Below are 23,515 nucleotides of genomic sequence, written 5' to 3' on the forward strand. Positions count from 1 at the left end.
CGTCTTGCATTGCCATGCGCCGCTGACCAAGATAGGCCCTCACCACCGTCGGGGGTTACCGTGATAGACCTGCTGCTGGCCTTGTGGCCGCTGTTCGCCATGATAGTCGCCGGCTACTGGCTGCGCCTGCGTGAGTTCCCCAGCGAGGCCTTCTGGCCCGGTGCCGAACGCCTCAACTACTTCATCCTGTTCCCCGCGCTGCTGTTCTCCAGCCTGGCCCGGGCGCCCCTGAACAACCCCGCCCTGCCGCGCTTGGCCCTCGCCGTGCTGCTGGCCCTGGGCATCGCCTGGATCGCCCTGCTGCTGGTACGCCGCCTGCGTGGCTGGCCGGCCGGGCGCTTCGGCGCCTTCAGCCAGGGCATCCTGCGCTTCAATACCTACCTGGGACTGGCAGCGGTGGGCAGCCTCTTCGGCCAGCAAGGCCTGACCCTGGCCGCGCTGATGCTGGCCCTGATGGTGCCGACGGTGAACGTGCTGTCGGTCTGGTCGCTGACCGCCGAACGCGGTGTCAGCGCCCGCAGTCTGCTGCTGCCCATCGCCAAGAATCCGCTGATTCTCGCCTGTGTCGGGGGCGCCCTGTTCAACCTCACGGGCATCGGACTGCCTGGCGGCACGGATCGCCTGCTCAGCCTGCTGGCCGCTGCCAGCCTGCCGCTGGGCCTGCTCTGCGTCGGCGCGGCACTGAAGCCCGAGCAACTGGGCGCCGAGGTGCCCGCGTTGGGCTGGAACAGCGCGCTGCGCCTGCTGGTCATGCCCGTCCTGGCCTGGTGCGTGGCCTGGGCACTGGCGCTGCCGGCCATGGAGAGCGCCGTGCTGGTGCTGTTCTTCGCCTTGCCCACCGCCCCCACGGCCTACGTACTGACCCGCCAGCTGGGCGGCGACAGCCAGCTGATGGCCGGAATCATCACCCTGCAGACCCTGCTGGCAGCGGGCAGCCTGCTGCTGGTCATGACGCTGCTGTGAAATCCGCACTTGCGTGCATCCTGCCTCCCGGCCTAGGATGCGCGCCTCTTCCCATCCACCGACAGCAAAGGAGAACCATCATGCGACTGCTGATCACCCTTTGCAGGTCGAGTCTGGTCTGACCCATCCCGCTGCCACCCTGGCGGCATGAGCTGACCGGCCCGGTCCTGCCAAATCCGAAATCTTTTCGTTTCAACCCATTTGGATTGGACCATGGGCACTTATATTCGCAATTTGTCTTCCGGCGTGACACTGGTCGCCGGGGATGACACCTGGATCGAAGGAAAAGCGATCCAACAACTCGAAACCACTGCACGCCTGCCAGGCATGCAACGGGTAGCCGGCATGCCGGACCTGCATCCGGGCCGCGGCTATCCGGTCGGCGCCGCATTCTTTTCCACACGGCGGCTATACCCGGCGCTGGTAGGCAACGACATCGGCTGCGGCATGGCGCTGTGGCGCAGTGATCTGCCAGTCGCCAAGCTGCACCTGGACAAGCTGGAAAAACGTCTGGGGAACCTCGACACACCGCTGGACGAGGACTGGGCCGAAGCGATCGCTGCTTTCAACCTGCCGGCCAGCGGCCACGAAAGAGCGCTGGGCACCATTGGCGGCGGCAATCACTTCGCCGAGCTGCAACAGCTGGACCAGGCCTATGACACCGATGCCCTGAACAGGCTCGGTATCGACGGCAAGCACCTGCTCCTGTTGGTACACAGCGGTTCACGCGGCCTGGGCGAGGCGATCCTGCGGGAACAGGTCGATCAGTTCGGCCACGCCGGGCTGGAAATCGGCACGCCAGCATGCGCGCACTACCTCGAGCGTCATGACGATGCGCTGCGTTTCGCCGAGGCCAATCGGCAGCTGATCGCCCGACGCATGCTCGAGCGCCTGCGCGCGAACGGTGAGCCGTTGCTGGACATCAACCACAATCTGGTTTCAGCGGCCCGCATCGACGGCGTGGACGGCTGGCTGCATCGCAAGGGGGCAACACCGTCCGATCAGGGCACACTGGTGATTCCAGGCTCGCGCGGTGACTACAGCTACCTGGTGGAGCCGTTGGCCGATCCACGCAGCCTGAACTCACTGGCGCATGGCGCTGGCCGCAAATGGATGCGTAGCGAGTGCAAGGAACGCCTCGCCAAACGCTACAGCGTCGAGCAACTGAGCCGTACTGCACTGGGTAGCCGGGTCATCTGCGCCGATCGAGGGTTGATCTACGAAGAGGCCCCCGAAGCCTACAAGGCCATCGACTCAGTGATTGGCGCCCTGCGTGACGCGGGCCTGCTGCGCGTGCTGGCACGCCTCAAGCCAGTGCTCACGTACAAGACGCGCGGGGGGTGCTGCTGATGCTGCTACTACAACTTTCCGCGGGCCAAGGCCCGGCAGAGTGCGCACTGGCGGTTGCCAAGGCCATGCCGATCCTTCATCGCGAGGCGACAGCACTGGAGGTGCAGTTGCAGCTCCTCGAGGAGGAAACCGGGCCACGGCCCGGCACCCTGCGCTCGGTATTGTTTGGCCTGCACGGTGAACAGGGCAAGGCACTTGCGACAGCCTGGAGCGGCACCATGCAATGGGTGTGTCCCAGCCCCTTTCGCGCAGGCTACGGACGCAAGAACTGGTTCTTCAGCGGCACGCTTTACGAACTGCCTGAAGCCCTGCCGAACAGCCAGGTGCGTTTCGAGACCCTGCGCGCCTCTGGCGCTGGTGGACAGCACGTCAATACCACCGACTCGGCGGTACGTGCGACTCACCTGGCCACAGGCATCAGCGTCAAGGTCCAGAACGAACGCAGCCAGCATGCCAACAAGCGCATTGCGCTGATGCTGCTGGCCAAGCGGCTGAAAGACCTCGGCGAGCAAGCCAGCGATACGGCGCGAGCCGAGCGGCGCCTGCAGCATCATCAACTCGAGCGCGGCAACGCAGTGCGCAGCTTTCATGGGCCTGGCTTCGACGAGCGCAGCTGAACCGGGTGGTCGTCCTCGACGACCACCTATTCCACGTAACGATCGACGATGCGCTGGTACTCCCCACTCGCCTTGAGCGCGTCGAGGCCGTGGTCGAAGCGCTCGATCAGCTCCGCCGCCCGCGGATGGCGTCGAGGCACGATGAAGTGCAGGGTGTTGCTGCCCAGGGCGTGCGAGCGGTGAAACCGCTCCGCACCGACACCGATCGAGCGGAGGGCGCTTTCCCCCAGATTGCGGTCGGCGATGAAGAGGTCGTCGCGCTGCAGCAGCAACAGCCGTGCACATTCCTTGAGGCCGAGCGGTGAATGGCGCCTGAGCGCGCCCTGGTCGATCAGGCGCTGGATCGCGACGGGCGGCTGCCAGCCCAGCGGATAGCAGAGACGAAGCCCCTTGTGGCGCGACAGGTCGTCGAGCTCGAGCGAGTCGCCGACGCGACTGAACAGGTGCTGTTCGGCCTTGTAGAGGGGGGCCGAGTAGAGGAAGTCCTGCTCGCGCTGGGTGGAGTGCACGTAGGGAAAGGTGGCGTCGTATTCGCCGCGCGAGGCATTGAGATAGCCACGGTTCCAGGGCTGCCAATCGAGCGTCATGGCCAGCCCCTGCTCGGCCAGCGCGGCCTGCACCACCTGGGTGAGCATGCCCTGCCCCGGCAACGCCTTGCCCGTGAATGGCGCGTACTCATCCCCCGTGACCAGGTGGAGAACCTCGGCACGTAGCGATGTGCACAGCAGCAGCCCCAGCAGGGCAGCCCTCCAGAATCCCACCACCTTCCTCCCGTATCCGACGTTCAAGCACCAGGCCGTGCCGCAGTGTGGCCGGACGGCGATCCAGCTATAAGGCGACCAATCATCCCGCTCTCTTGATACAAAGCAATGGGCGTGTGCGGACGCCGACTATCCTTGCTGCAACGCCACGAACTGCGACCCGCCGATGAACGACACCAGCGCCGAGCAACCCGACGTCTTTCCCTATCTGCAACTGATGCACCAGCATGCGGGCTCGGACCTGTTCTTCAGCGTCGGTGCGCCGCCGCACATGAAAGTCGAGGGGCACAGCCAGCCGGCCGGCCAGCACGTTCTCAAGGCCGGCGAGGTGCAGCAGCTGGCCTATCAGCTGATGACCCAGAAGCAGATCGCCGAGTTCGAGCGCGACCTGGAGATGAATCTCGCGGTCAGCCTGCAGGGTGCCGGGCGCTACCGGGTCAATGTCTATTACCAGCGTGGCGAGGTGGCCATGGTGGTGCGTCTGATCAAGAGCCGGATTCCGGGCGTCGAGCAGCTCGGTCTGCCCAGGCTGCTGGAAAAGCTGGCCATGCAGGATCGCGGGCTGATCCTGGTCACCGGCGCGGCAGGCTCTGGCAAGTCCACCACTCTGGCAGCGATGCTGGACTTCCGCAATCGCCACAAGAGCGGCCATATCGTCTGCATCGAAGACCCCATCGAGTTCCTCCACAGCCACCAGCGCTCGATCATCGATCAGCGCGAAGTCGGCCTCGATACTCACAGCTTCGACGACGCCCTGCGCAACGTGCTGCGCGAGGCTCCGGACGTGATCATGCTCGGCGAAATCCGTGACGCCGCGACCATGCAGCACGCATTGCATTACGCCGAGACCGGCCACCTGTGCGTCGCCACCCTGCATGCCACCAGCAGCAGCCATGCGATCGAGCGGATCGCGCGCTTCTTCCCCGACGAGGCGCGCAAGCAGGTACTGGCCGACGTGGCGCACAACCTCCTCGCCGTGGTGGGCCAGCGCCTGGTCCCCGGCATCGCCCAGAAGCGCGTGGTAGCGGTGGAGCTGATGCTCGGCACGCCCTACATCCGCGACCTGATCCAGCGCGATGAGCTGGACGAGTTGCGCGAAGCCATCGCACGTGCGGCGGAACAGGGCCTGCAGACCTTCGACCAGCACCTGTTCGCCCTGCTCGAAGCCGGGCGCATCAACCTGGCCGATGCCCTGAAGTTCGCCGACTCGCGCACCGACCTCAGTCTCAAGTTCAAACTCGAGCGTGGCTTCTCCGCCGACGACGCCGAACTCAAGGTGCTGCGCGACGGCTGACTGGCTTTCTGAACGATTTCGGCCGATGCTCAATACAGGCCGAAAGCATAATTCCTCATCGGCCGTCTTTCAGGGGGGCCGATTCATGCTGACCCTGCTGCATTTGCTGTCAGCCATTGCCTTGCTGGTCTGGGGCACACACATCGTACGTACCGGCATCCTGCGCGTGTTCGGCTCGCAGTTGCGCAAGGTACTCAGCCACAACGTCAGCCGACGACCGCTGGCCTTCGTCGCCGGTATCGGCGTCACCGCGCTGGTACAGAGCAGCAACGCCACCGCCTTGCTGGTCACGTCCTTCGTCGCCCAGGGGCTGATGGCCCTGGCACCCGGCCTGGCGATCATGCTCGGCGCCGATGTCGGTACCGCGCTGATGGCGCGCGTGCTGACGCTCGATCTGAGCTGGCTGAGCCCTCTGCTGATTTTCATCGGGGTGATCTTCTTCCTCTCGCGCCGGCAGACGCGGGCCGGCCAGCTCGGCCGGGTAGCCATCGGCCTCGGCCTGATGCTGCTGGCACTGGAGCTGATCGTCGCCGCTGCCACGCCGATTACCGAGGCGCGTGGCATCCGCGTGCTGTTCGCCTCGCTGACCGGCGACCTGCTGCTCGACGCCCTGGTCGGCGCCCTGTTCGCCCTGCTGACCTATTCCAGCCTGGCCGCCGTGCTGCTCACCGCGACCCTGGCCGGCGCCGGCATGATCAGCCTGCCGGTGGCCATCGGCCTGGTCATCGGCGCCAACATCGGCAGCGGTCTGCTGGCGTTTCTCACCAGCAGCCTGCAGAACCCGGCCGGACGTCGCGTGGCGCTGGGCAGCCTGATCTACAAGCTGATCGGCCTGCTGCTGGTCCTGCCGGTGCTGCAGCCACTGGCCAACTGGCTGGACAGCCTGAACTGGCGGCCAGCCGAGCTGGTGATCTTCCTCCACCTGCTCTACAACAGCCTGCGCGCCCTGCTCATGCTGCCCAGCGTCGGGCTCATGGCGCGCTTCTGCAACTGGCTGCTGCCGGACCGCCACGACGACAGCGGCGTCGCCCGCCCGCGCCATCTCGACCCGACGGCGCTGGCCACGCCGAGCCTGGCACTGGCCAATGCGGTGCGTGAAACCCTGCGCGCCGGCGACCTGGTCGAGAGCATGCTCGGCCACCTGGGGCCGGTGCTGGAACACAACCAGCCGGCGCTGACCAAGGAACTGCGCAGCCTCAATGACGACGTCGCCAGCCTGTGCCGGGCGATCAAGCTGTATCTCGCGCAGGTGCCTCGCGAGGCACTCAGCGACCACGACAGTCAGCGCTGGGCCGAGATCCTCGAACTGGCGGTGAACCTGGAGCAGGCCGGCGACCTGATCGAGCGCATGCTGGGCAAGATCCAGAGCGAGAAGACCGCGCAACGCCGGGCGTTCTCCGAGAAGGGCCTGGAGGAGCTGACCCACCTGCACACCCAGCTGAGGGCCAACCTGCGCCTCGGCCTGAACGTCTTTCTCAGTGCCGACCAGGCCAGCGCCAGCCAGCTGCTGCGCGAGAAGCGCCGTTTCCGCGCGCAGGAACGGCGCCTGGCGCACGCGCACATCGGCCGGCTGCAACGCCAGGTGGTGCAGAGCATCGAGACCAGCTCGCTGCACCTGGAACTGATCGCCGACATGAAGCGACTCAACTCGCTGTTCTGCGCCAGCGCCTACGTGGTGCTGGAAAGCCGGGACACCGGTGCCCTGCAGGCCGATGGCGGCGAGTGACTCAGTCCGCGCCGGGCGCCTGCGCCGGCGCTGACGGCGTCACCCCGCGCCAGGCGTACCAGGCGAAGAACAGCGCCATCATCAGGTAGCCGTGGACGAAGTCCGGTGCGGCGTACCAGGCCAGCTTCGGCGCATGCATCAGGCCGACGAAGGCCATGCCGGCGGCCACCAGGGCGAAGACGGTGGCCTGGCGGAACTGCCGGTCGATCACCGTGACGCACATGGCGCCGAGCAGGATGGCGCTGAACATGGCGCCCTGCCCCAGCGCGCCGATGGCACTGGAAATGCCCTCGACCACCTCGGGCGCGCCGCGGTTGAAGCGGGTCATCAGGTAGTTGGCGAAGTACGGCAGCATCGCCAGCGCCACCGCCGGGTAGTAGCGCGCCTGGTTGCTGTGGAACGCCGTGGCGATCATCGACATGCCGACGAACACCAGGATCGGCGCCACCACCGAGACCGGAATCAGCGCAGCGATGAAGGCGATCAGGCCGAACATGGTCGCCAGACCGTACACCGCGCCATTGAGCAGGCTGTAGCCACGCCCGGCGCCCATCCATTTCGAGCCGACGGTGGCGATGTACACGGTGGTCGGGAACACACCGCCAAACAGCGCGCCCAGCAGGGTGCCGACGCCATCCACCGCCTGGCATTCGCGCACGCTGTAGGTATCCCCCGCAGCGCTCATGGCCTCGACGTTGTTCATGGTTTCGATGGCGTTGTACAGGGTGATCGGCAGGATCACCGTGATCAGCGCCAGCAGGCTGGTGAACAGCAGCCCCAGGCCTTCGTACCAGGCCAGGTTGGGCAACAGCGGGTAGAAGCCCAGGTGGGTGAAGGCATCGGCGAACCTGCCGCTGTCCGCCGCGCCGACCAGGTAGGCCAGCGCCGTGCCGACGATGATGGCGAACAGCGAGGCAGGCAGACGGAACGGCATGCTCACCCGCGCCACCAGGCCGACGATCATGATGGCCAGCACCAGCAGGCCGATCATGGGGATTTCCAGGGTCTTGAACAGCATTTCACCGGCGATGAACGTCAGCGCGACACCGGCCACGGCGCCGAGCATGGCGGCGCGCGGCAAGGAACGCTGGACCCAGTTGCCGATCAGGCTGATCGCCGCCTCGATGGCGCCGCTGATGAAGCAGGCGGCCACGGCCACCTTCCAGGCCAGCTCGGCATCGCCGGTGAGGTTCTTCGCCGGCAGCAGCACGCCGAACAGAAAGACGAACATCACCGGCGTGCTGATGCCGTAGGACAGCGCGGTGACATCCGCGCGGTTTTCCTTGCGCGCCAGCCGCGCCGCGCTCCAGGCGTAGTAGAAATTGCCTGCCATCACCGCCACGGCCGCCCCCGGCAACACCTGGCCAAACACGATCTCGGCGGGAAAGCCCATGCCCAGCATGCTGATGGCGATGATCACGAAGTTGGCGATGTTGTTCTGGAACAGCGCGAAGAAGGCGTCGGTGTCCTCCTTCTTGTACCAGGGGTAATGCACGCGCGGCGTCGACATGACGGGCTGAATCCTTGTTGTCCGAATGGTCAGGCCGGCGAGTCTATCAACCTGGCCATCGGCCATAAACGAACAAGGCAGCCGAAGCTGCCTTGTCGTGGTCGGGTCGAGCCGGTTACGCCGCCTGCGGCACCTGGCGACGACGCTGCAGGAGCACGATCAGGCCGAACAGCACGAAGGCCGGAATCCACATCAGCTCCTTGACCCAGCGGTCGGTCGGCGCACGCACCTTGAGGATCTGCTGATCGAATTCCAGGCCGGCATCGGCCGCCATGCTGCCGAAGGCGACGCTGTCGACCAGCACCTTGCCGTCCTCCTCGTAGAGGTTCAGGCCCAGCTTCTGCAGGCGCTCCTCACCCGTGGCACCGTCCGGTACCGGCAGCAGCAGGCTGAACTCACGGGGATCGCCAACGGCATCCTCGCCACGGATACGCAGGCGCAGCGAGCTGCCATCCTCGACGCCATCGAGCGCCTGGGCCAACTGCGCCGGCGGGATGTCCTGATAGGGGTCGTGGACCATGTCCATCCAGAAGCCGGGGCGGAACAGGCTGAAGGCGACCACCAGCAGCAGCACGCTCTCGTACCAGCGGCTGCGCACCAGGAAGAAGCCCTGGGTACCGGCGGCGAAGATCAGCATGGCGATGGTCGCGACGATGAAGATCAGCACGCCGTGCCAGAAGTCCACGTCGATCAGCAACAGGTCGGTGTTGAAGATGAACAGGAACGGCAAGGCGGCGGTCCGCAGGCTGTAGAAGAACGCCACCAGACCGGTCTTGATCGGATCGCCCTTGGACACCGCCGCCGCGGCGAACGAGGCCAGCCCCACCGGCGGGGTCACGTCGGCCATGATGCCGAAGTAGAAGACGAACAGATGCACCGCGATCAGCGGCACGATCAGACCGTTCTGCTGCCCCAGCGCCACCACCACCGGCGCCAGCAGGCTGGACACCACGATGTAGTTGGCCGTGGTCGGCAGGCCCATGCCGAGGATCAGGCTGAACACCGCCACCAGCAGCAGCATCAGCAGCAGGTTGCCCATCGACAGCAGTTCGACCAGATCGGCCAGCACCAGGCCCACGCCGGTCTGCGAGACCGCGCCGACGATGATGCCGGCGGCAGCGGTCGCGATGCCGATACCGATCATGTTGCGCGCACCGGCGATCAGGCCTTCGCGCAGATCGACCACGCCATCGACGAAGGTGCCGTGGTCATGGCTGCCATCGCGGCGCATCCAGCTCAGCAGCGGACGCTGGGTGAGCAGGATGATGATCAGCATCACGCTGCCCCAGAAGGCCGACAGGCCGGGCGACAGGCGCTCGATCATCAGGCACCAGACCAGCACCACCACCGGCAGCAGGAAGTGCAGGCCGGACAGCAGCACCGCACGGGTCTGCGGCAGCTCTTCCAGCGGCGCATTGGGGTCTTCGGCCGGCAGCACCGGCACACTGGCGGCGACTTTCAGCAGGGCCAGGTAGACCACCGCCAGCAGCACGCCGATCACCGGCAGGGCGTACTCGCCCAGCGCCGGCTTGAGCCAGCCGAGCCCGTAGTAGACGGCCAGCGACAGGCCGCTGATCAGCGCCGCACCGAAGGCGAAACCGGTCAGGCGGCGCAGCCACGGCTTGGGCTGATGCCCACCGATGGGCTGCAGGCCGAGCTTGAGCGACTCCAGGTGCACGATGTAGAGCAGCGCGATATAGGAAATCGCTGCCGGCAGGAAGGCATGCTTGATGATCTCGACATAGGGCATGCCGATGTACTCGACCATCAGGAAGGCCGCCGCGCCCATCACCGGCGGCATGATCTGGCCGTTGACCGACGACGCCACCTCGACCGCGCCGGCCTTTTCCGAGGAAAAGCCGGTGCGCTTCATCATCGGGATGGTGAAGGTGCCGGTGGTGACCACGTTGGCGATCGACGAGCCGGAGATCATCCCGGTCAGGCCGGACGCCAGCACCGCGGCCTTGGCCGGACCACCGCGGAAGTGACCGAGCAGGCTGAACGCCAGCTGGATGAAGTAGTGCCCGGCCCCCGCGCGTTCCAGCAGCGCGCCGAATAGCACGAAGAGGAAGACGAAGCTGGTCGACACACCCAGCGCGATACCGAATACGCCTTCGGTGGTGATCCACTGGTGGTTGGCCAGGGCATGGAAGCTCACTCCACGGTGCGCCAGCAGCCCCGGCATCCAGGGGCCGGCCACGCTGTAGACGAGGAACACCAGGGCGATGATCGCCAGGGGTGGGCCCAGCGCGCGGCGGGTCGCCTCCAGCAGCAGCGGGATGCCGATGCAGGCGGTGACCAGGTCGCCCGTGGTCAGGCTGCCGGGGCGCAGGGCCAGCTGCTGATAGAAGATGAACAGGTAGGCGGCGCTGGCGGCGGCGACCAGACCGAGGGCGATATCCAGCAGCGGCACGCGATCACGTGGCGAGGTTCTGAACGCCGGGTAGGCGAGAAACGCCAGCAGCAACGCGAAGGCCAGGTGAATGGCGCGGGTCTGGGTGTCATTGAGCACACCGAAACCGAAGATGAACGGCAGGGGCGAGGCGATCCACAGCTGGAACAGCGACCAGAGCAGCGCCAGGCCCGTGATCACCTGGGCCATCGGGCCGACGGGCAAACGCGCGCCGACGTCCTGGGCGATCAGTTCCTCGGTGGAGAGTTGTTTTTCGGCCATAGGGAGGTACACCTACGTTGTCATTCTGATAAAACGGCGAGCCCCTCGTTGACGGAGGGGCTCGGTTTTTCGACCCTGTGAACGGGTCTCTAGGCACGCAGTTTACCTATACAAACTCAACTGCGCCCGTTATCGAAGAGTTTAGAGCTCTGCCAGGTTCTCTCCACCCGGCCTAAAGCCAGCCTTTCTCCTTGTAGAAACGTAGTGCGCCCTCATGCATCGGTGCCGTCAGACCCGCGCTGATCATGTCCTCGGCACGCAGATCGGCGAAGGCCGGGTGCAGGCGCTTGAAGCGCTCGAGGTTGTCGAACACCGACCTGACCAGCTGATAGACGACCTCGGGATCGGTCTTTGCCGACGTCGCCAGCACGGCCTTGCCGCCGATGGACGCAATGGCCTCGTTGACGCCAGGGTAGAGGCCGGCAGGAATGTCCGCCCGGGTGAAGTAGCTGGCCTCGGTCAGCAGCTTGTCGACTCCCGGACCGGTGACCGGAATCAGCCGCGCATCGACCGTGGCCATCGCCTCCTGAATGGCGCCGCTCGGATGGCCGACCACATAGGTGATGGCATCCAGATTGTTGTCCCCCAGGGCCGCCGCCATCTCTGCCGGTTTCAGCTCGGCCGCGAGCGCGAAGTCGGACTTGCCCCAGCCATTGGCCTGCATCACCTCATCGAAGGTGTCGCGACTGCCCGAGCCTGGCACGCCGATGTTCACCCGCTTGCCCTTGAGGTCCGCGAAGCTCTGGATGCCGCTGTCGGCACGGGCGACCACGGTGAGAATCTCGCTCTGCAGCGAGAACACCACGCGCAGGTCCGCGACCGCGCCGTCCTTGTCGAACGGTGCCTGGCCCGTCAGCGCCTTGTTCTGGTGATCGGACTGAATGAAGCCGAAGTCATAGTCACCGCTCTTGATCGAGGCGATGTTGCTGACGCTGCCCGCGGAGGATGGGGCGTTGCACTTGATGCCGTGCTCGGCACCGCTGCGGTTGAGGAAACGGCAGATCGACTGACCTGCTGTGTAATAGACCCCGGTCTGCCCGCCCGTGCCGATGGTCACGTAGCGCTCTTCGGCGACCAGGGGGCTGGCCAGCAGACTGCTGCCCAGCACGCACGCCAACAGACCCATGATTCGATGTTGCTGCATATCAACGTCCTCGTGTTTTTGTTTTTCGAACGGCAGACGGGCCGGCAGCGCCGGCGCCATCGATGGAACCAATGCGGCAGTTACGCGGGCTTGCGCACCGCTGTCAGCATGATCTCGACCAGTACGTCGGCAGAGGCCAGACGCGCCTCGACCGTAGCACGCGCCGGCGCGCAGCCGGCCGGCAGCCAGCGGCTCCAGACCTCGTTCATGGCGGCAAAGTCCTTCTCGATGTCTTTCAGCCAGATCTGCGCACTGAGCAGCAGGCTGCGATCCGAGCCGGCCTCGGCCAGCAGGGCATCGATCTTGTCCAGCACCTGAGCCGTCTGGCCCGCGACATCCTGGCTGCGATCGGTCGGCACCTGACCGGAAAGAAATACCAGGTCGGCGAAAATCGTCGCGCCGGAAAGGCGCGCATTGGTCTGGATACGTTGCACGGACATGGCAAACTCCTACGGGGTCATGGGGTTGTTCAAGGGTTCTCAGGAGGCCAGCTTCATCCCCTCGAGAGAGATCGCCGGGCGCTGCCGGCCTATCAGCTGGGTCACGGCCTCGGCGCTGCCGCAGGCCAGGGTGAAGCCCAGGCTGCCATGGCCGACGTTCAGCCAGAGGTTGTCGATACCACTGGCACCCAGCAGCGGCGTACCCTCCGGCGTCGCCGGACGCATACCCGCCCAGGTCTCGGCGGCGGCATAGTCTCCCGCAGCGGGGAAGCTGGCCTGGGCCAAGCGCTGCAACGCGGCCAGCCGCCCCGGATCCGGGCTGGCGTCCCAACTGCCGATATCGACCATCGCCGCGACCCGCAGGCGCTGGCCGAGACGGGCATAGACCACCTTGTTGTCGTAGTCGGTGACGTTGGTCTCCGGTCCCGCAGCGCGGTCGGCCAACGGCAGGGTGAGGCTGTAGCCCTTCAGTGGATAGATCGGCAGGCGCAGTCCCAGCGGGCGAAGCAGCTCGACACTGCCGATGCCCGCAGCCACCACCACCTGATCGACCGCCAGTTCCTCGCCCGCCAGCGCCACGGCCCGGACCCTGCCGCGCTCCAGCGGCAGCCCGGTGACGCGTTGCCCGGTATGCAGGCGGAACGTCGGATGGCCGCGCAGCTTGCGCAGCAGCTGGCGGCAGAACTGATGACAGTCACCGACCTCGTCGCCGGCGGCGAAGATGCCACCCTTGAAGCGTCCGGCCAGCGCCGCCAGGGCAGGTTCCAGCTCGATGCATTGCTCCGCGCCGAGCAGACGCTGATGGGCCGGGTCGACCCCGGCCTGCGCCTTGTGCAGACTCGACGCGTTGCGGTAGATCACCAGCTTGCCGTTGGCGCGCCAGGAAAAATCGTCCAGCAGCTCATGCTCACGCCACTCCTGCAGCACCGACTGGCTGTACAGCGCCAGGCGCAGGAGGTGCTGGGCATTGCGCTGGTTCACCGAGCGCCGGCACGCCAGCAGGAAACGCAGGCACCAGTGCCACTGACGGGGGTTCAGGCTGGGCCGGAAGCGCAAGGGCGCATTGCCCTGAAGCATCCACGACAACGCCTGCAGCGGCACGCCGGCATCGGCCAGCGGCGCAACATAGCGATAGCTGAGCTGACCGCCATTGGCGAAGCTGGTCTCCAGCGCCACTTCATCACGCTGCTCGATCAAATCGACCCGATAGCCCTGGCGCACCAGCGCATAGGCGGTGGTCAGGCCTATCACGCCACCACCGATAACCGCGACCCGCATCATCCATCTCCCGCATCTGAATGGAATTCAGGGTATGGATGCCTGGCGCGGGCGACCAATGAAAAGATAGTGGCAGCCCATAACCCCAGGTTATGCTCCAGCCGGTCTCGCTGGAGCACGAACGGATCATGCGCCTACGTCATATCGAGCTGTTTCAGGCGGTCTTGCAGACCGGCAGCCTCACGGCTGCCGCCGAGCTGCTGCACATCTCGCAGCCGGCCGCCAGCAAGATTCTCCAGCATGCGGAGCAGCAGCTGGGGTTCGCACTCTTCAGCCGCGTGCGCGGCAAGCTGCTGCCCACCGCGGAAGCGCGGATACTGCAGCAGCAGACCGAGCGGCTGTCTGCCGAGCTGCAGGACCTGCGGCGGCTATCGGCCAGCCTGCGCCGTGGAGAGGAACGGGCGCTGCGCCTCGTCTGCACGCCCACCCTGGCGCAGACCCTGCTGCCCGATGTGGTGTGCGGCTGGCGCGCCGAGTATCCACAGACCCGCTGCGACCTCGCGACCCAGCACACCAGTGAAATCGTCCAGGCCCTGTTGCTGCGCGAAGCCGACCTCGGCCTGACGCTGCAACGCGTCGAACACCCGGATCTGCATACGGAGGTCCTGACGCAGGGCCGGATGATGGCCATCGCGCCGCCGGGCTGGTGGAGCGAGGCGGCCTGCTCGACATCGATACGCCTGCAGGACATGGCCGGCCTGAGCCTGATCGGCCTGGACACGCGAGACGCGCTGGGCGGTCTGTTGCGCGGACACATCGAGGAGCTGCAGCCGCCCGCGCGCATCGATATCTCGGTGCAGACCTACCAGCTGGCCCGCATGCTGGTGGCGGCGGGACAGGGGCTGGCACTGGTCGACCCCTTCACCGCACTGTCCGGCAACCTGGGCGATGTCCAGGCCCGCCCGCTGGAACCCAACATCCCGGTGACGCTGTACCTGCTGCGGCGTGTCGATGAAACACCCTCTGCCGCGCAGCAGGCACTGCTGACGCGCCTGCAGAGCCTGGCGACCGACCTGCTTGCCGCGCAGGGCTGAACCAGGCGCCGGAAAACGAAAAACCGCGGCCGAGGCCGCGGTTTTCGTTAGCCGCCAGGCAGGCTTACAGCCAGCCACGCTCCTTGTAGTAGCGTGCGGCGCCCTCGTGCAGCGGGGCAGTCAGACCGACCTTGATCATGTCGGTTTCCTTCAGGTCGGCAAATGCCGGGTGCAGGCGCTTGAAGCGATCGATGTTGTCGAACACCGACTTGACCAGCTGGTAGACCACTTCCGGGTCGGCCTTGGCGCTGGTGGACAGCACGGCCTTGCCGCCGATGGACTGAGTCGCCTGATCGTTGCCCTTGTACAGGCCACCCGGAATCTCGGCCTTGGTGTAGTAGGTCTTCTCGGCCAGCAGCTTGTCGATCTCGGGGCCGGTCACCGGAACCAGAACGGCGTCGGTGGTGGTGGTGGCTTCCTGGATCGCGCCGTTGGGATGACCGACGAAGTAGGTCATGGCGTCGATGTTGTTGTCACCCAGGGCGCTGGCCTGCTCGGCCGGCTTCAGCTCGGCAGCCAGGGCGAAGGCGGAGCGGTCCCAGCCTTTGACGGCGAGGATCTCTTCCAGGGTGTCGCGCTGACCGGAACCCGGGTTGCCGACGTTGACGCGCTTGCCCTTGAGGTCATCGAAGCCTTTGATGTTGGCGTCGCGACGGGCGAGGATGGTGAACACTTCGCTCTGCAGGGAGAAGACGGCGCGGATATCGCTCATCGCCCCTTCGGCTTCGAACGGTGCAAGGCCGTTGAGCGCCTTGTACTGGTGGTCGGACTGCATGATGCCGAAGTTGAATTCGCCGCTGCGAATGCCGTTGACGTTGGCGACGCCGCCGCCACTGGCCGGCGCGTTGCACTTGATGCCGTGCTCAGCCGAGCCACGGTTGAGGAAGCGGCAGATGGACTGACCGGCCACGTAATAGACGCCGGTCTGGCCGCCGGTGCCGATGGTGACGAATTTCTCTTCGGCCTGTGCCATGCCACTCAGGGCAGTACCCGCGAGCGCGGCGGACAGGACCCATGCCAAGGATTTGCCTTTCATGGGATATCTCCTTTTTTTCTCTGTTGTTTTGAGCGAGCGCGCCTTGTGAGCGACGTCCGGATGGGAAGTCTAACCGCTCGCGGCGAATATGCACGCGCTGTCGAACAATCGCTGGTAACGGCGTGTGTGAAGCCGGGCTATCGCCCACTGCCGGCATTGGGCAGAATCGACGGATGTCGAACCCGCCCAACGCCCCCTCGCAGGCCTCGGTCAGCGCCAGCCTGACCCAGGCGATCCTGCACACCGCCACGCGCCTCGGCCTCGAGCGCCAGCCCCTGCTGGACGCCTGCGCGCTGCACGACGAGCAGCTCGTCGACCCCGATGCGCGCATTCCCTTCGCCGCCCAGCAAGCGCTGTGGCTCGAACTGGACAGGCGCCTGCAACATCCGGAACCGGGGCTGCTGCTGGGACGCAACCTGACGCCCGGACCCTTCAGCGTCCTCAGCTACCTGCTGCAAAGCAGTGCGACGCTGGGCGATGCGCTGACCGCCGCGCTGCGCTACCAGCGCCTCGGCGGCGAGGGTGGTGAGCTGCAGGTCGAGGAGCAGGACGACACGCTCTCGCTGCTCTATCGCCCGCTGTACCCCCAGCACCCGGCGACCCGCATCCGCGTGCTGGCGATGATGGCCTGCTGGGTGCAGACCACCCTGCCGCTGCTGGACGGCTTTCGCCTGCTCGACGTGCGTTTTCGTCATCCGCAGCCGGGCGACCTCGCGCCCTACGACGATGTGTTCGACTGTCCGCTGCACTTCGCCTGCGACGACTACGCCATCGTCCTGCCACGCGACCTGTGCCAGTTGCCGCTGATCCAGGCCAACCCGCCGCTGCAGCAGTTGCTGCGCCAGCATGCCGAAGCCCTGCTCGCCCGCCTGCCCAGCGCCAGCCTGAGCGCCCGCGTGATCGGACTGCTGGGCGAACAGCTGGCCCACGGCGAGCCGGACCGAGCCGAACTGGCACGGGCACTGGCTCTCAGCGAGCGCACCCTGCAACGCCGCCTGGCCGACGAAGGCTGCAGCTACCAGCAACTGCTCGCCGACACGCGCCGGCAACTGGCCGAGCAGCACCTGCGTGACGGGCGCCTGCCCGCGACGGAAATCGCCTGGCTGCTCGGCTACTCCGAACCCAGCGTGTTCTTCCGCGCCTTTCGTCAGTGGACCGGCCTGACGCCGGGCGAGTATCGCACCCGCTACGGCGCCGGGTGAGGTAACGCCCCGCTGCGCATCAGCCACGTCGATGATGACTATGCCCCCGCGTGGCGTGCGCCCCCGCAAGCCGAGGGGTTAGAGTAGCCGGCCACGCATTGAGGAGACTCCCCATGAGCCGCTTGGCCTCGATCAAGCTCTCCACCCTGGACCTGGCGCCGATTCGTGACGACGGCGACGCTGCCCAGGCCCTGCACAACTCGCTGGCCCTGGCCCGGCATGTCGAACGTCTCGGCTTCGAACGCTTCTGGGTCGCCGAGCACCACAACATGGACGGCATCGCCAGTTCCGCCACGGCGGTACTGATCGGCTACCTGGCCGCCGGCACGTCGCGCATTCGCCTGGGCGCAGGCGGCGTGATGCTGCCCAACCATGCGCCACTGGTGATCGCCGAACAGTTCGGCACCCTGGCCACGCTCTACCCCGGCCGTATCGATCTGGGCCTGGGCCGCGCGCCCGGCGCCGACCAGTACACCGCCCATGCGCTGCGCCGCAGCCGCGATGGCAGCGCGGAAGACTTCCCCAGGGATGTCGAGGAGCTGCAGGCCTACCTGGGCCCGCGCGAGGAGGGCCAGCGAGTGATCGCCATGCCCGGGAGCGGCACCGAGGTGCCGATCTGGCTGCTGGGCTCCAGCCTGTTCAGCGCGCAGCTGGCCGGGATGAAGGGCCTGCCCTACGCCTTCGCCTCGCATTTCGCACCGCGCTACCTGCATGAAGCGATCCGGATCTACCGCAACCACTTCCGCCCGTCGGCGGTGCTGGACAAACCCTACGTGATGCTTGGCGTGCCGCTGCTGGCTGCCGACAGCGACGAACAGGCGCAGTACCTGGCGACCTCCGCCTACCAGCGCATCCTCGCCCTGGTCCGTGGCCAGAGCCTGGTGCAGCGCCAGCCGGTCGCCAGCATGGAGGGCCTCTGGCTGCCGCATGAACGCCAGGCCGTCGGTGAATTCCTCGGCCTGGCCGCCATCGGCGGTCCGGAGACGGTGCGCCAGCGCCTGGAGCAGCTACTGGAGCAGACCGAGGCGGACGAGCTGATCTTCACCTGCGACATGTACGACTTCGCCGATCGCCTGCATGCCTTCGACATACTCGCGCAGCTGCAACGCGACTGAATTCGAACTTGTGCGCATGCACGCCCTCTGAATGCAGGAAGGCCGCCAGACCGGCGGCCTCTTGCAGGCAATGGGAGAGCGCACATGAAAAAGACTGCATCGGCCCACTGGCAGGGCGGCATCAAGGACGGCACGGGCACCCTTTCCACCCAGAGCGGCGCCCTCAGGGATTCGCCCTACGGCTTCAACACCCGCTTCGCCGACCAGCCCGGTACCAACCCCGAGGAACTGATCGGCGCGGCCCACGCCGGCTGCTTCTCCATGGCGCTGTCCAAGGAGCTGGGGGACGCCGGGATGACCGCACAGAGCATCGATACCCAGGCAGAAGTGACGCTGGACAAGGTCGATGGCGGTTTCGAGATCAGCGCCGTGCACCTGTCGCTGCGGGCGAAAATCCCCGGCGCCGACCGCGCCGCGTTCGAACAGGCCGTGGCGACCGCCAAGAGCGGCTGCCCGGTGTCCAAGGTGCTCAACGCCAAGATCACGCTGGAAGCGGTGCTGGAGGACTGAGCCAGCCGCTTGCGACTAGATCCCCGTGCCGCAGCGCAGGACCTCGCCTCGCGCCAGCACGTTGCGCTGATCGTCGTACAGCCAGGCCTGCGCCTTCATCAGCAGCGGCCTGGCTTCGACACGGTAGCGCTGGCCCGGCGCGAAGCCGTCATAGCGCAGGCGAATCTCGCAGGTCATGCGCAACGGCTCGCTCTGCATGCCAAGCGTGCCGCCGCGCACCTCGAACTGAAAGCGCGTTTCCAGCTCGTGCTTGCCGGGCGTGACCTGGAAGTAACGACCATCCGGCCAGCGCTCGCCGTCCAGGCGGTCGGCCATCAACAGCGTATCGGCGGTGGCATACAGCTCGACCCAGGCCTGCTGGGGATCGGGCTTGGGCAACGGCGAAGCACAGGCTCCGAGTGTCAGCAGAACGGGAACAGCCAGCAGGGCGCGCATGTCGACCTCCATCTTGGGTTCGGGCACCAGCCTAGCGTGCGCGGGCCGGTCCCGGGGAAATAGTAGAGCCATCTGTCGCGGCGCTTTTCATCCGGAGCCTAGGCACCGACCATCCGGATCGGCTAGCGTGAGCGCATGCCCGACACCTTCTCCATCGACATTCTGCGCCGCCTCGCGGTTCCGCTGCTCGCGCTGCTGCTCGGCGGTTGCTCGACCCTGGACTACTACGCCCATCTCGGCCAGGGCCAGTGGCAGTTGCTGCAGGCACGTGAGCCCGTCGAGCGACTGCTGCAGGACCCGCAAACCACACCCGATCTGGCCAGGCGCCTGGCGCTGTCACAGCAGGCGAGGGACTTCGCCAGCGCCAGCCTGCGCTTGCCGGACAACCGCAGCTACCGGCTCTACGCCGACCTCAAGCGCCCCTTCGTGGTGTGGAACGTGTTCGCCACGCCCGAGTTCTCCCTCGACCCGGAGCTGCACTGCTTCCCCATCGCCGGGTGCGTCGCCTATCGCGGCTACTACCAGCAGGGTCGCGCCCGTGGCGCCGCCGCGCGGCTCCGCCAACAGGGGCTGGACACCTACATAGGCGGCGTTGAGGCCTACTCCACACTGGGCTGGTTCGATGACCCGCTGCTCAACAGCATGCTGCGCTGGGACGACGAACGCCTGGTCGCGGTGATCTTTCACGAGCTGGCGCACCAGCAGTTCTACCTGCCGGGCGATACCGCCTTCAACGAGTCCTTCGCCACCTTCGTCGAGCGCGAGGGCCTGCGCCAGTGGCACGCATCCCGTGGGGAGACGCCCCCCGCCAGCGACGACCATCAGCGCCAGCAGTTCGTCGAACTGGTCCTGGCCAGCCGCGAACGCCTGCGCCTGCTCTACGCCCGCGACTTGCCGGCAGCGGCCATGCGCAGCGCCAAACAGGCCGAATTCGCCCGCCTGCGCCACGACTACCGCACGCTGCGCCAACGCGAGTGGGGTGGCCAGGGCCGCTATGACGCCTGGATCGACGCCCCGTTGAACAACGCCAAGCTGCTGCCCTTCGGCCTGTACGACCAATGGGTGCCCGCCTTCGCCGCGCTGTTTGCCCGCGAAGGCCGCGACTGGCCGGCCTTCTACGCCGCCGTCGCCGCTCTGGGCCAGTTGCCCGCCGAACAACGCCATGCGCAGTTGACCACCCTGCAGGGTGACGACTAGAACTGCCGGGCAATCTGCCAGTCCAACCTCACAGGTCACCCACAACCCTGGAGATACGCGCGATGCAACGGATGATCCCTGCCCTGGCCCTGCTGATGCTTGCAGGCGGCGCGCTGGCGGCGCCCAAACCCTGCGAGGAGCTCAAGCAGGAAATCGAAGTGAAGATTCAGGCCAACAACGTGCCCAGCTACACCCTGGAAATCGTTGCCAACGACGAGGTCCAGGATCAGAGCATGGTGGTGGGCAGCTGCGACGGCGGCACCAGGAAGATCATCTATCAGCGCAACGACTGAGCCACCCCGGGGGCGTTGCCCATGAAGGCGCCATGCAGCGCCTCCAGCGTCTCGAAATGGAACGCCGGCGCCTCACCCAGCAACTCCTCACGGCTGCCGAAACCGTACCCCACCGCCACCGCCTGCACGCCGTTGCTGCGTGCGCCGATCAGGTCGTGCTTGCGGTCACCGATCATCAGCGCCGAGCCCGGCGCCAGGTCTTCCGACTCCAGCAGATGCGCCAGCAGCTCCACCTTGTTGGTGCGCGTACCATCCAGCTCGCTGCCATAGATGCGCTTGAAGTAGCGGTCGAAACCGAAGTGCCGGGCGATCTCCTCGGCGAAAACCGTGGGTTTGCTGGTGGCGATGTACAGCGTGCGCCCCTGCGCCTGCAGCGCGTCGAGCAGGCTCGGTACGCCTGCGAACATCCGGTTCTCATACAGCCCGGTGACCTTGAAGCGCTCGCGATAATGGTTCACCGCCTGCCAGGCGGTGGCTTCGTCCAGCCCGTAGCTGGCCATGAAGCACTGCAACAATGGCGGGCCGATGAAATGCTCCAGGGCCGCCAGGTCCGGTTCGTCGATGCCCAGCTTGGCCAGCGCGAACTGCACCGAACGGGTAATGCCCTCGCGTGGATCGGTGAGCGTGCCGTCGAGGTCGAAAAGAACGGTGGAATGATGCATGACGAGCACCTCTGGGAAAGCGGAAGGCCGGGAAGGATACTCGCCTGCCCCCCGACAGTTCACCCCTGTACAGGTTGCACCCGATAGCCCCAGCGCAGCCCGAGGCGGCTGAACGGCCAGAGCAGCGCCAGTTGCACAAGGCCAAAGAGCAGCAGCAACAGCAGGTCGGAGACACCCACCACCAGCAGCAACACCAGCATGATGATCGCGCACAGCAGCGCGCCGGCAATCCATAGCGACAGCGTGATCAGCGCCGCCAGCGCCAGCCGCCCGCCCCTGAAACCACGGACCTGCTCCGGCAAGGCCGAGCGCGCGGCGAAGAACGCCACCAGCATGTAAACGCCGCCATGGAGCAGATTGATCACCCCCGCCCAGCTTTCCAGCTCGAACCCGTAGAACGCACCGTCCATCAGCTCGAGCGCCAGACCCATCACCTGCAGGTATCCCACCATGATGGCCAGCGCGAAACACCAGGCCAGCGACGTACCGGCCATCTGCAGGTCACCATCGGTCACCTCGGCGCTGCGTCGGAACAGCTGCAGCAGCAGCCAGAGCGGCACCAGCACCTCCAGGCAAAAGCTCAGCAGGCCGATGACCGACCAGCCCAGGCTGGTCAGCAGGCGTCCGCTGTACTGATCGTCCAGTAGCTCGTACAGCCACATGTACAGCTGGCCGGAGACGAAACCGAGCCCCCAGGACAGCAGCAGGTAAACCACGCCATAACTCACCAGCAGTGGCGCCGGCTGCCGGTAGCCGGCCAGGCGATGACGTTCCAGGTATGCGCTCGTCAGCCAGTAGACACCCAGTCCCGCCATGAGCAGGTGAGTGACCCAGTACGGGGCGACGTAGCTCAGCCAGACGCTGAAATCGTTCTCGAGATCGCTCCTCCACCAGCCGATCATCGACAGCAGAATGGCGATGACGCTCATCGACAGGGCCACGGCCACCAGATGCCCTGGTAATGCCGGCAGCGGGCGGGGCGCAGCGGATGGAACGAGTGGCTCGGCCGCGAAGGGGTTGGTTTGAGTCATGGCAATCCTTGTCGGTGCAGGCATCCTGTTCGGTCTGGCGAGCTTAGCCACCCTGCATGGCGGACAAAAGCGCCCGCATGCAGAACTGTGCTGCCGGCACGCCCGGCGCGTGCGGCTCAGGTCAGGCTGCGAAACATCACATGGCAGTCCACCAGCCCCAGTCGCGCATGCCGGTAGGCCTTGGGCAGGGTGCCGACGATGGCGAAGCCGAGCTTCTGCCACAACGCCACGGCTACCGTGTTGCTCGCCACCACGCTGTTGAACTGCATGGCGCTGAAGCCCAGCTCGCGGCCGACCTGCAGCGAGTGCCGGCACATGGCGCTGGCCACGCCCTTGCCGCGCGCTGCCGCAGCGGTCATGTAACCGCAGTTGCACACATGATCGCCGGGGCCGGCGGCGTTGGCCTTGATGTAGTAGGTGCCGAGGATCTGCCCGTCCTGCTCGACGACGAAGGTGGCACGCGGCAGCTCGACCCAGGTTTTCCAGGCGCTGGCGCGATCCATGTCCGGGTCGAAGGCATAGGTTTCCTGCGCCTGCACCACATCGCGGATGATCGGCCAGACCTGGTCGAAATCGGCGGCCTCTAGAGGACGAATGCGCAGTTCGGCATCGCTCACGGCTAGTAGCCCTCGACCAGATGCAGGTCCTTGAGCTTCACGTAGTTGCCTGCCGTGTAGCTGAAGAAGTTGCGCTCCTTGTCGGTCAGCGGCCGCGCCTGCTTGACCGGGCTGCCGACGTACAGGTAGCCGCTTTCCAGACGCTTGCCCGGCGGCACCAGGGAGCCGGCGCCGATGATCACCTCGTCCTCGACCACGGCGCCGTCCATGACGATGCTGCCCATGCCGACCAGGATGCGGCTGCCCAGGGTGCAGCCGTGCAGGGTGACCTTGTGCCCGACGGTGACCTCGTCGCCGATGATCAGCGGGTAGCCCTCCGGATTGAACGGCCCGGCATGGGTGATGTGCAGCACGCTGCCATCCTGCACGCTGGTGCGCGCGCCGATGCGGATCTGGTGCATGTCGCCACGGATCACGGTCATCGGCCAGACCGAGCTGTCGTCACCGATCTCGACGTCACCCAGCACCACGGCGCTGGCATCGACGAATACCCGCTCACCGAGCTGCGGAGTGAATTGCTGGTAACTGCGAATCGCCATGATAGAAATCTCCAAGGCTGCGGGAAGGCTTGATTGTAATTAATATGGCCCCCATGTCGGTTGTTATCGTGCCGCCTCGCTGTGCTG

The 23,515-nt window shown here is 66.2% G+C and carries 23 protein-coding genes; 11 read left to right on the plus strand and 12 right to left on the minus strand.

Annotated features, from left to right (window positions below; all coding sequences use genetic code 11):
* Window positions 1-99 precede the first annotated feature (99 nt).
* The 3 genes from FIV02_RS23775 to prfH all read left to right on the plus strand — a co-directional run bounded on the left by FIV02_RS23775 (window position 100) and on the right by prfH (window position 2,930).
* A complete protein-coding gene (locus tag FIV02_RS23775) occupies window positions 100-963 on the plus strand; it encodes an AEC family transporter (protein WP_230622683.1) in 864 nt (287 codons plus the stop codon).
* A 213-nt stretch (window positions 964-1,176) separates the two neighbouring features.
* Window positions 1,177-2,313, plus strand: coding sequence for an RNA ligase RtcB family protein (locus FIV02_RS23780; protein WP_152489969.1), 1,137 nt, complete (start codon window positions 1,177-1,179; stop codon window positions 2,311-2,313).
* 65 nt (window positions 2,314-2,378) lie between these two features.
* Window positions 2,379-2,930 (plus strand): peptide chain release factor H, encoded by a 552-nt coding sequence (gene prfH, locus FIV02_RS23785; RefSeq protein WP_371923291.1) that lies wholly within the window; start codon window positions 2,379-2,381, stop codon window positions 2,928-2,930.
* 26 nt (window positions 2,931-2,956) lie between these two features.
* Here the strand turns inward: prfH and FIV02_RS23790 are convergent, their stop codons facing one another.
* Entirely contained in the window at window positions 2,957-3,691 is a 735-nt protein-coding gene (locus FIV02_RS23790; RefSeq protein ID WP_230622682.1) for an ABC transporter substrate-binding protein, read from the minus strand.
* A 166-nt stretch (window positions 3,692-3,857) separates the two neighbouring features.
* Here FIV02_RS23790 and FIV02_RS23795 point away from each other — a divergent pair, with 166 nt between their 5' ends.
* Window positions 3,858-4,985, plus strand: a complete 1,128-nt coding sequence (locus FIV02_RS23795; RefSeq protein ID WP_150607107.1) for a PilT/PilU family type 4a pilus ATPase — start codon at window positions 3,858-3,860, stop codon at window positions 4,983-4,985.
* 85 nt (window positions 4,986-5,070) lie between these two features.
* Window positions 5,071-6,711 carry a Na/Pi cotransporter family protein gene (locus tag FIV02_RS23800; RefSeq protein ID WP_152489970.1) on the plus strand — a complete coding sequence of 547 codons (1,641 nt, stop codon included), beginning with the start codon at window positions 5,071-5,073 and terminating at the stop codon, window positions 6,709-6,711.
* Window position 6,712: 1 nt separating this feature from the next.
* Here FIV02_RS23800 and FIV02_RS23805 read toward each other — a convergent pair whose 3' ends face one another.
* The 5 genes from FIV02_RS23805 to FIV02_RS23825 form a co-directional block, all read right to left on the minus strand.
* Window positions 6,713-8,221: an NCS2 family permease gene (locus FIV02_RS23805; RefSeq protein ID WP_152489971.1), complete on the minus strand. Its 1,509-nt coding sequence runs from the start codon at window positions 8,219-8,221 to the stop codon at window positions 6,713-6,715.
* A gap of 115 nt (window positions 8,222-8,336) precedes the next feature.
* Window positions 8,337-10,895, minus strand: coding sequence for a TRAP transporter permease (locus tag FIV02_RS23810; RefSeq protein ID WP_150607113.1), 2,559 nt, complete (start codon window positions 10,893-10,895; stop codon window positions 8,337-8,339).
* A 172-nt stretch (window positions 10,896-11,067) separates the two neighbouring features.
* Entirely contained in the window at window positions 11,068-12,039 is a 972-nt protein-coding gene (locus FIV02_RS23815; RefSeq protein ID WP_152489972.1) for a TAXI family TRAP transporter solute-binding subunit, read from the minus strand.
* Between the two features lie 80 nt (window positions 12,040-12,119).
* Entirely contained in the window at window positions 12,120-12,479 is a 360-nt protein-coding gene (locus tag FIV02_RS23820; RefSeq protein ID WP_047585210.1) for a RidA family protein, read from the minus strand.
* 39 nt (window positions 12,480-12,518) lie between these two features.
* Window positions 12,519-13,757: a D-amino acid dehydrogenase gene (locus FIV02_RS23825; RefSeq protein WP_152489973.1), complete on the minus strand. Its 1,239-nt coding sequence runs from the start codon at window positions 13,755-13,757 to the stop codon at window positions 12,519-12,521.
* A 128-nt stretch (window positions 13,758-13,885) separates the two neighbouring features.
* Between FIV02_RS23825 and FIV02_RS23830 the strand changes: the two genes are divergently transcribed.
* Entirely contained in the window at window positions 13,886-14,791 is a 906-nt protein-coding gene (locus tag FIV02_RS23830) for a LysR family transcriptional regulator (protein WP_037054649.1), read from the plus strand.
* 64 nt (window positions 14,792-14,855) lie between these two features.
* Here FIV02_RS23830 and FIV02_RS23835 read toward each other — a convergent pair whose 3' ends face one another.
* Window positions 14,856-15,827 (minus strand): TAXI family TRAP transporter solute-binding subunit, encoded by a 972-nt coding sequence (locus FIV02_RS23835; RefSeq protein ID WP_037054586.1) that lies wholly within the window; start codon window positions 15,825-15,827, stop codon window positions 14,856-14,858.
* Between the two features lie 173 nt (window positions 15,828-16,000).
* Between FIV02_RS23835 and FIV02_RS23840 the strand changes: the two genes are divergently transcribed.
* The 3 genes from FIV02_RS23840 to FIV02_RS23850 all read left to right on the plus strand — a co-directional run bounded on the left by FIV02_RS23840 (window position 16,001) and on the right by FIV02_RS23850 (window position 18,654).
* Window positions 16,001-17,029, plus strand: a complete 1,029-nt coding sequence (locus FIV02_RS23840) for an AraC family transcriptional regulator (RefSeq protein WP_152489974.1) — start codon at window positions 16,001-16,003, stop codon at window positions 17,027-17,029.
* A gap of 113 nt (window positions 17,030-17,142) precedes the next feature.
* Window positions 17,143-18,144 (plus strand): LLM class flavin-dependent oxidoreductase, encoded by a 1,002-nt coding sequence (locus tag FIV02_RS23845; protein ID WP_152489975.1) that lies wholly within the window; start codon window positions 17,143-17,145, stop codon window positions 18,142-18,144.
* Between the two features lie 84 nt (window positions 18,145-18,228).
* Window positions 18,229-18,654, plus strand: coding sequence for an OsmC family protein (locus FIV02_RS23850; RefSeq protein ID WP_037054579.1), 426 nt, complete (start codon window positions 18,229-18,231; stop codon window positions 18,652-18,654).
* A 15-nt stretch (window positions 18,655-18,669) separates the two neighbouring features.
* Here FIV02_RS23850 and FIV02_RS23855 read toward each other — a convergent pair whose 3' ends face one another.
* Window positions 18,670-19,089, minus strand: a complete 420-nt coding sequence (locus FIV02_RS23855) for a hypothetical protein (protein WP_134678245.1) — start codon at window positions 19,087-19,089, stop codon at window positions 18,670-18,672.
* 135 nt (window positions 19,090-19,224) lie between these two features.
* Here FIV02_RS23855 and FIV02_RS23860 point away from each other — a divergent pair, with 135 nt between their 5' ends.
* Together FIV02_RS23860 and FIV02_RS23865 are read left to right on the plus strand one after the other, a co-directional pair.
* A complete protein-coding gene (locus FIV02_RS23860) occupies window positions 19,225-20,286 on the plus strand; it encodes an aminopeptidase (RefSeq protein ID WP_152489976.1) in 1,062 nt (353 codons plus the stop codon).
* A gap of 62 nt (window positions 20,287-20,348) precedes the next feature.
* Window positions 20,349-20,579, plus strand: coding sequence for a DUF1161 domain-containing protein (locus tag FIV02_RS23865; RefSeq protein ID WP_037054573.1), 231 nt, complete (start codon window positions 20,349-20,351; stop codon window positions 20,577-20,579).
* On the opposite strand, the gene FIV02_RS23870 is transcribed toward FIV02_RS23865, so the two are convergent.
* From FIV02_RS23870 to FIV02_RS23885, 4 genes are all read right to left on the minus strand, one after another.
* On the minus strand, window positions 20,564-21,241 hold the full coding sequence (locus FIV02_RS23870; RefSeq protein ID WP_152489977.1) for an HAD family hydrolase: 678 nt from the start codon (window positions 21,239-21,241) through the stop codon (window positions 20,564-20,566). The two genes, FIV02_RS23865 and FIV02_RS23870, sit on opposite strands and share 16 nt — an antisense overlap.
* 59 nt (window positions 21,242-21,300) lie before the next feature.
* Window positions 21,301-22,272 carry a hypothetical protein gene (locus tag FIV02_RS23875; RefSeq protein ID WP_152489978.1) on the minus strand — a complete coding sequence of 324 codons (972 nt, stop codon included), beginning with the start codon at window positions 22,270-22,272 and terminating at the stop codon, window positions 21,301-21,303.
* Between the two features lie 116 nt (window positions 22,273-22,388).
* Window positions 22,389-22,889 (minus strand): GNAT family N-acetyltransferase, encoded by a 501-nt coding sequence (locus FIV02_RS23880; RefSeq protein WP_172979195.1) that lies wholly within the window; start codon window positions 22,887-22,889, stop codon window positions 22,389-22,391.
* A 2-nt stretch (window positions 22,890-22,891) separates the two neighbouring features.
* On the minus strand, window positions 22,892-23,428 hold the full coding sequence (locus FIV02_RS23885) for a gamma carbonic anhydrase family protein (protein WP_152489979.1): 537 nt from the start codon (window positions 23,426-23,428) through the stop codon (window positions 22,892-22,894).
* Between the last annotated feature and the right edge of the window lie 87 nt (window positions 23,429-23,515).

The sequence above is a fragment of the Pseudomonas sp. THAF187a genome (assembly GCF_009363395.1).
GTDB lineage: Bacteria > Pseudomonadota > Gammaproteobacteria > Pseudomonadales > Pseudomonadaceae > Aquipseudomonas > Aquipseudomonas khazarica.

Excerpts from the sequence above, each read along its gene's own strand:
- FIV02_RS23825 (WP_152489973.1), bottom strand. The coding sequence starts at position 13,757 with ATGCGGGTCGCGGTTATCGGTGGTGGCGTGATAGGCCTGACCACCGCC.
- FIV02_RS23840 (WP_152489974.1), top strand. The coding sequence starts at position 16,001 with ATGTCGAACCCGCCCAACGCCCCCTCGCAGGCCTCGGTCAGCGCCAGC.
- FIV02_RS23800 (WP_152489970.1), top strand. The coding sequence starts at position 5,071 with ATGCTGACCCTGCTGCATTTGCTGTCAGCCATTGCCTTGCTGGTCTGG.
- FIV02_RS23860 (WP_152489976.1), top strand. The coding sequence starts at position 19,225 with ATGCCCGACACCTTCTCCATCGACATTCTGCGCCGCCTCGCGGTTCCG.
- FIV02_RS23810 (WP_150607113.1), bottom strand. The coding sequence starts at position 10,895 with ATGGCCGAAAAACAACTCTCCACCGAGGAACTGATCGCCCAGGACGTC.
- FIV02_RS23775 (WP_230622683.1), top strand. The coding sequence starts at position 100 with ATGATAGTCGCCGGCTACTGGCTGCGCCTGCGTGAGTTCCCCAGCGAG.
- FIV02_RS23845 (WP_152489975.1), top strand. The coding sequence starts at position 17,143 with ATGAGCCGCTTGGCCTCGATCAAGCTCTCCACCCTGGACCTGGCGCCG.
- FIV02_RS23885 (WP_152489979.1), bottom strand. The coding sequence starts at position 23,428 with ATGGCGATTCGCAGTTACCAGCAATTCACTCCGCAGCTCGGTGAGCGG.
- FIV02_RS23815 (WP_152489972.1), bottom strand. The coding sequence starts at position 12,039 with ATGCAGCAACATCGAATCATGGGTCTGTTGGCGTGCGTGCTGGGCAGC.
- FIV02_RS23865 (WP_037054573.1), top strand. The coding sequence starts at position 20,349 with ATGCAACGGATGATCCCTGCCCTGGCCCTGCTGATGCTTGCAGGCGGC.
- FIV02_RS23780 (WP_152489969.1), top strand. The coding sequence starts at position 1,177 with ATGGGCACTTATATTCGCAATTTGTCTTCCGGCGTGACACTGGTCGCC.
- prfH (WP_371923291.1), top strand. The coding sequence starts at position 2,379 with ATGCCGATCCTTCATCGCGAGGCGACAGCACTGGAGGTGCAGTTGCAG.
- FIV02_RS23820 (WP_047585210.1), bottom strand. The coding sequence starts at position 12,479 with ATGTCCGTGCAACGTATCCAGACCAATGCGCGCCTTTCCGGCGCGACG.
- FIV02_RS23795 (WP_150607107.1), top strand. The coding sequence starts at position 3,858 with ATGAACGACACCAGCGCCGAGCAACCCGACGTCTTTCCCTATCTGCAA.
- FIV02_RS23870 (WP_152489977.1), bottom strand. The coding sequence starts at position 21,241 with ATGCATCATTCCACCGTTCTTTTCGACCTCGACGGCACGCTCACCGAT.
- FIV02_RS23835 (WP_037054586.1), bottom strand. The coding sequence starts at position 15,827 with ATGAAAGGCAAATCCTTGGCATGGGTCCTGTCCGCCGCGCTCGCGGGT.
- FIV02_RS23830 (WP_037054649.1), top strand. The coding sequence starts at position 13,886 with ATGCGCCTACGTCATATCGAGCTGTTTCAGGCGGTCTTGCAGACCGGC.
- FIV02_RS23855 (WP_134678245.1), bottom strand. The coding sequence starts at position 19,089 with ATGCGCGCCCTGCTGGCTGTTCCCGTTCTGCTGACACTCGGAGCCTGT.
- FIV02_RS23850 (WP_037054579.1), top strand. The coding sequence starts at position 18,229 with ATGAAAAAGACTGCATCGGCCCACTGGCAGGGCGGCATCAAGGACGGC.
- FIV02_RS23875 (WP_152489978.1), bottom strand. The coding sequence starts at position 22,272 with ATGACTCAAACCAACCCCTTCGCGGCCGAGCCACTCGTTCCATCCGCT.
- FIV02_RS23805 (WP_152489971.1), bottom strand. The coding sequence starts at position 8,221 with ATGTCGACGCCGCGCGTGCATTACCCCTGGTACAAGAAGGAGGACACC.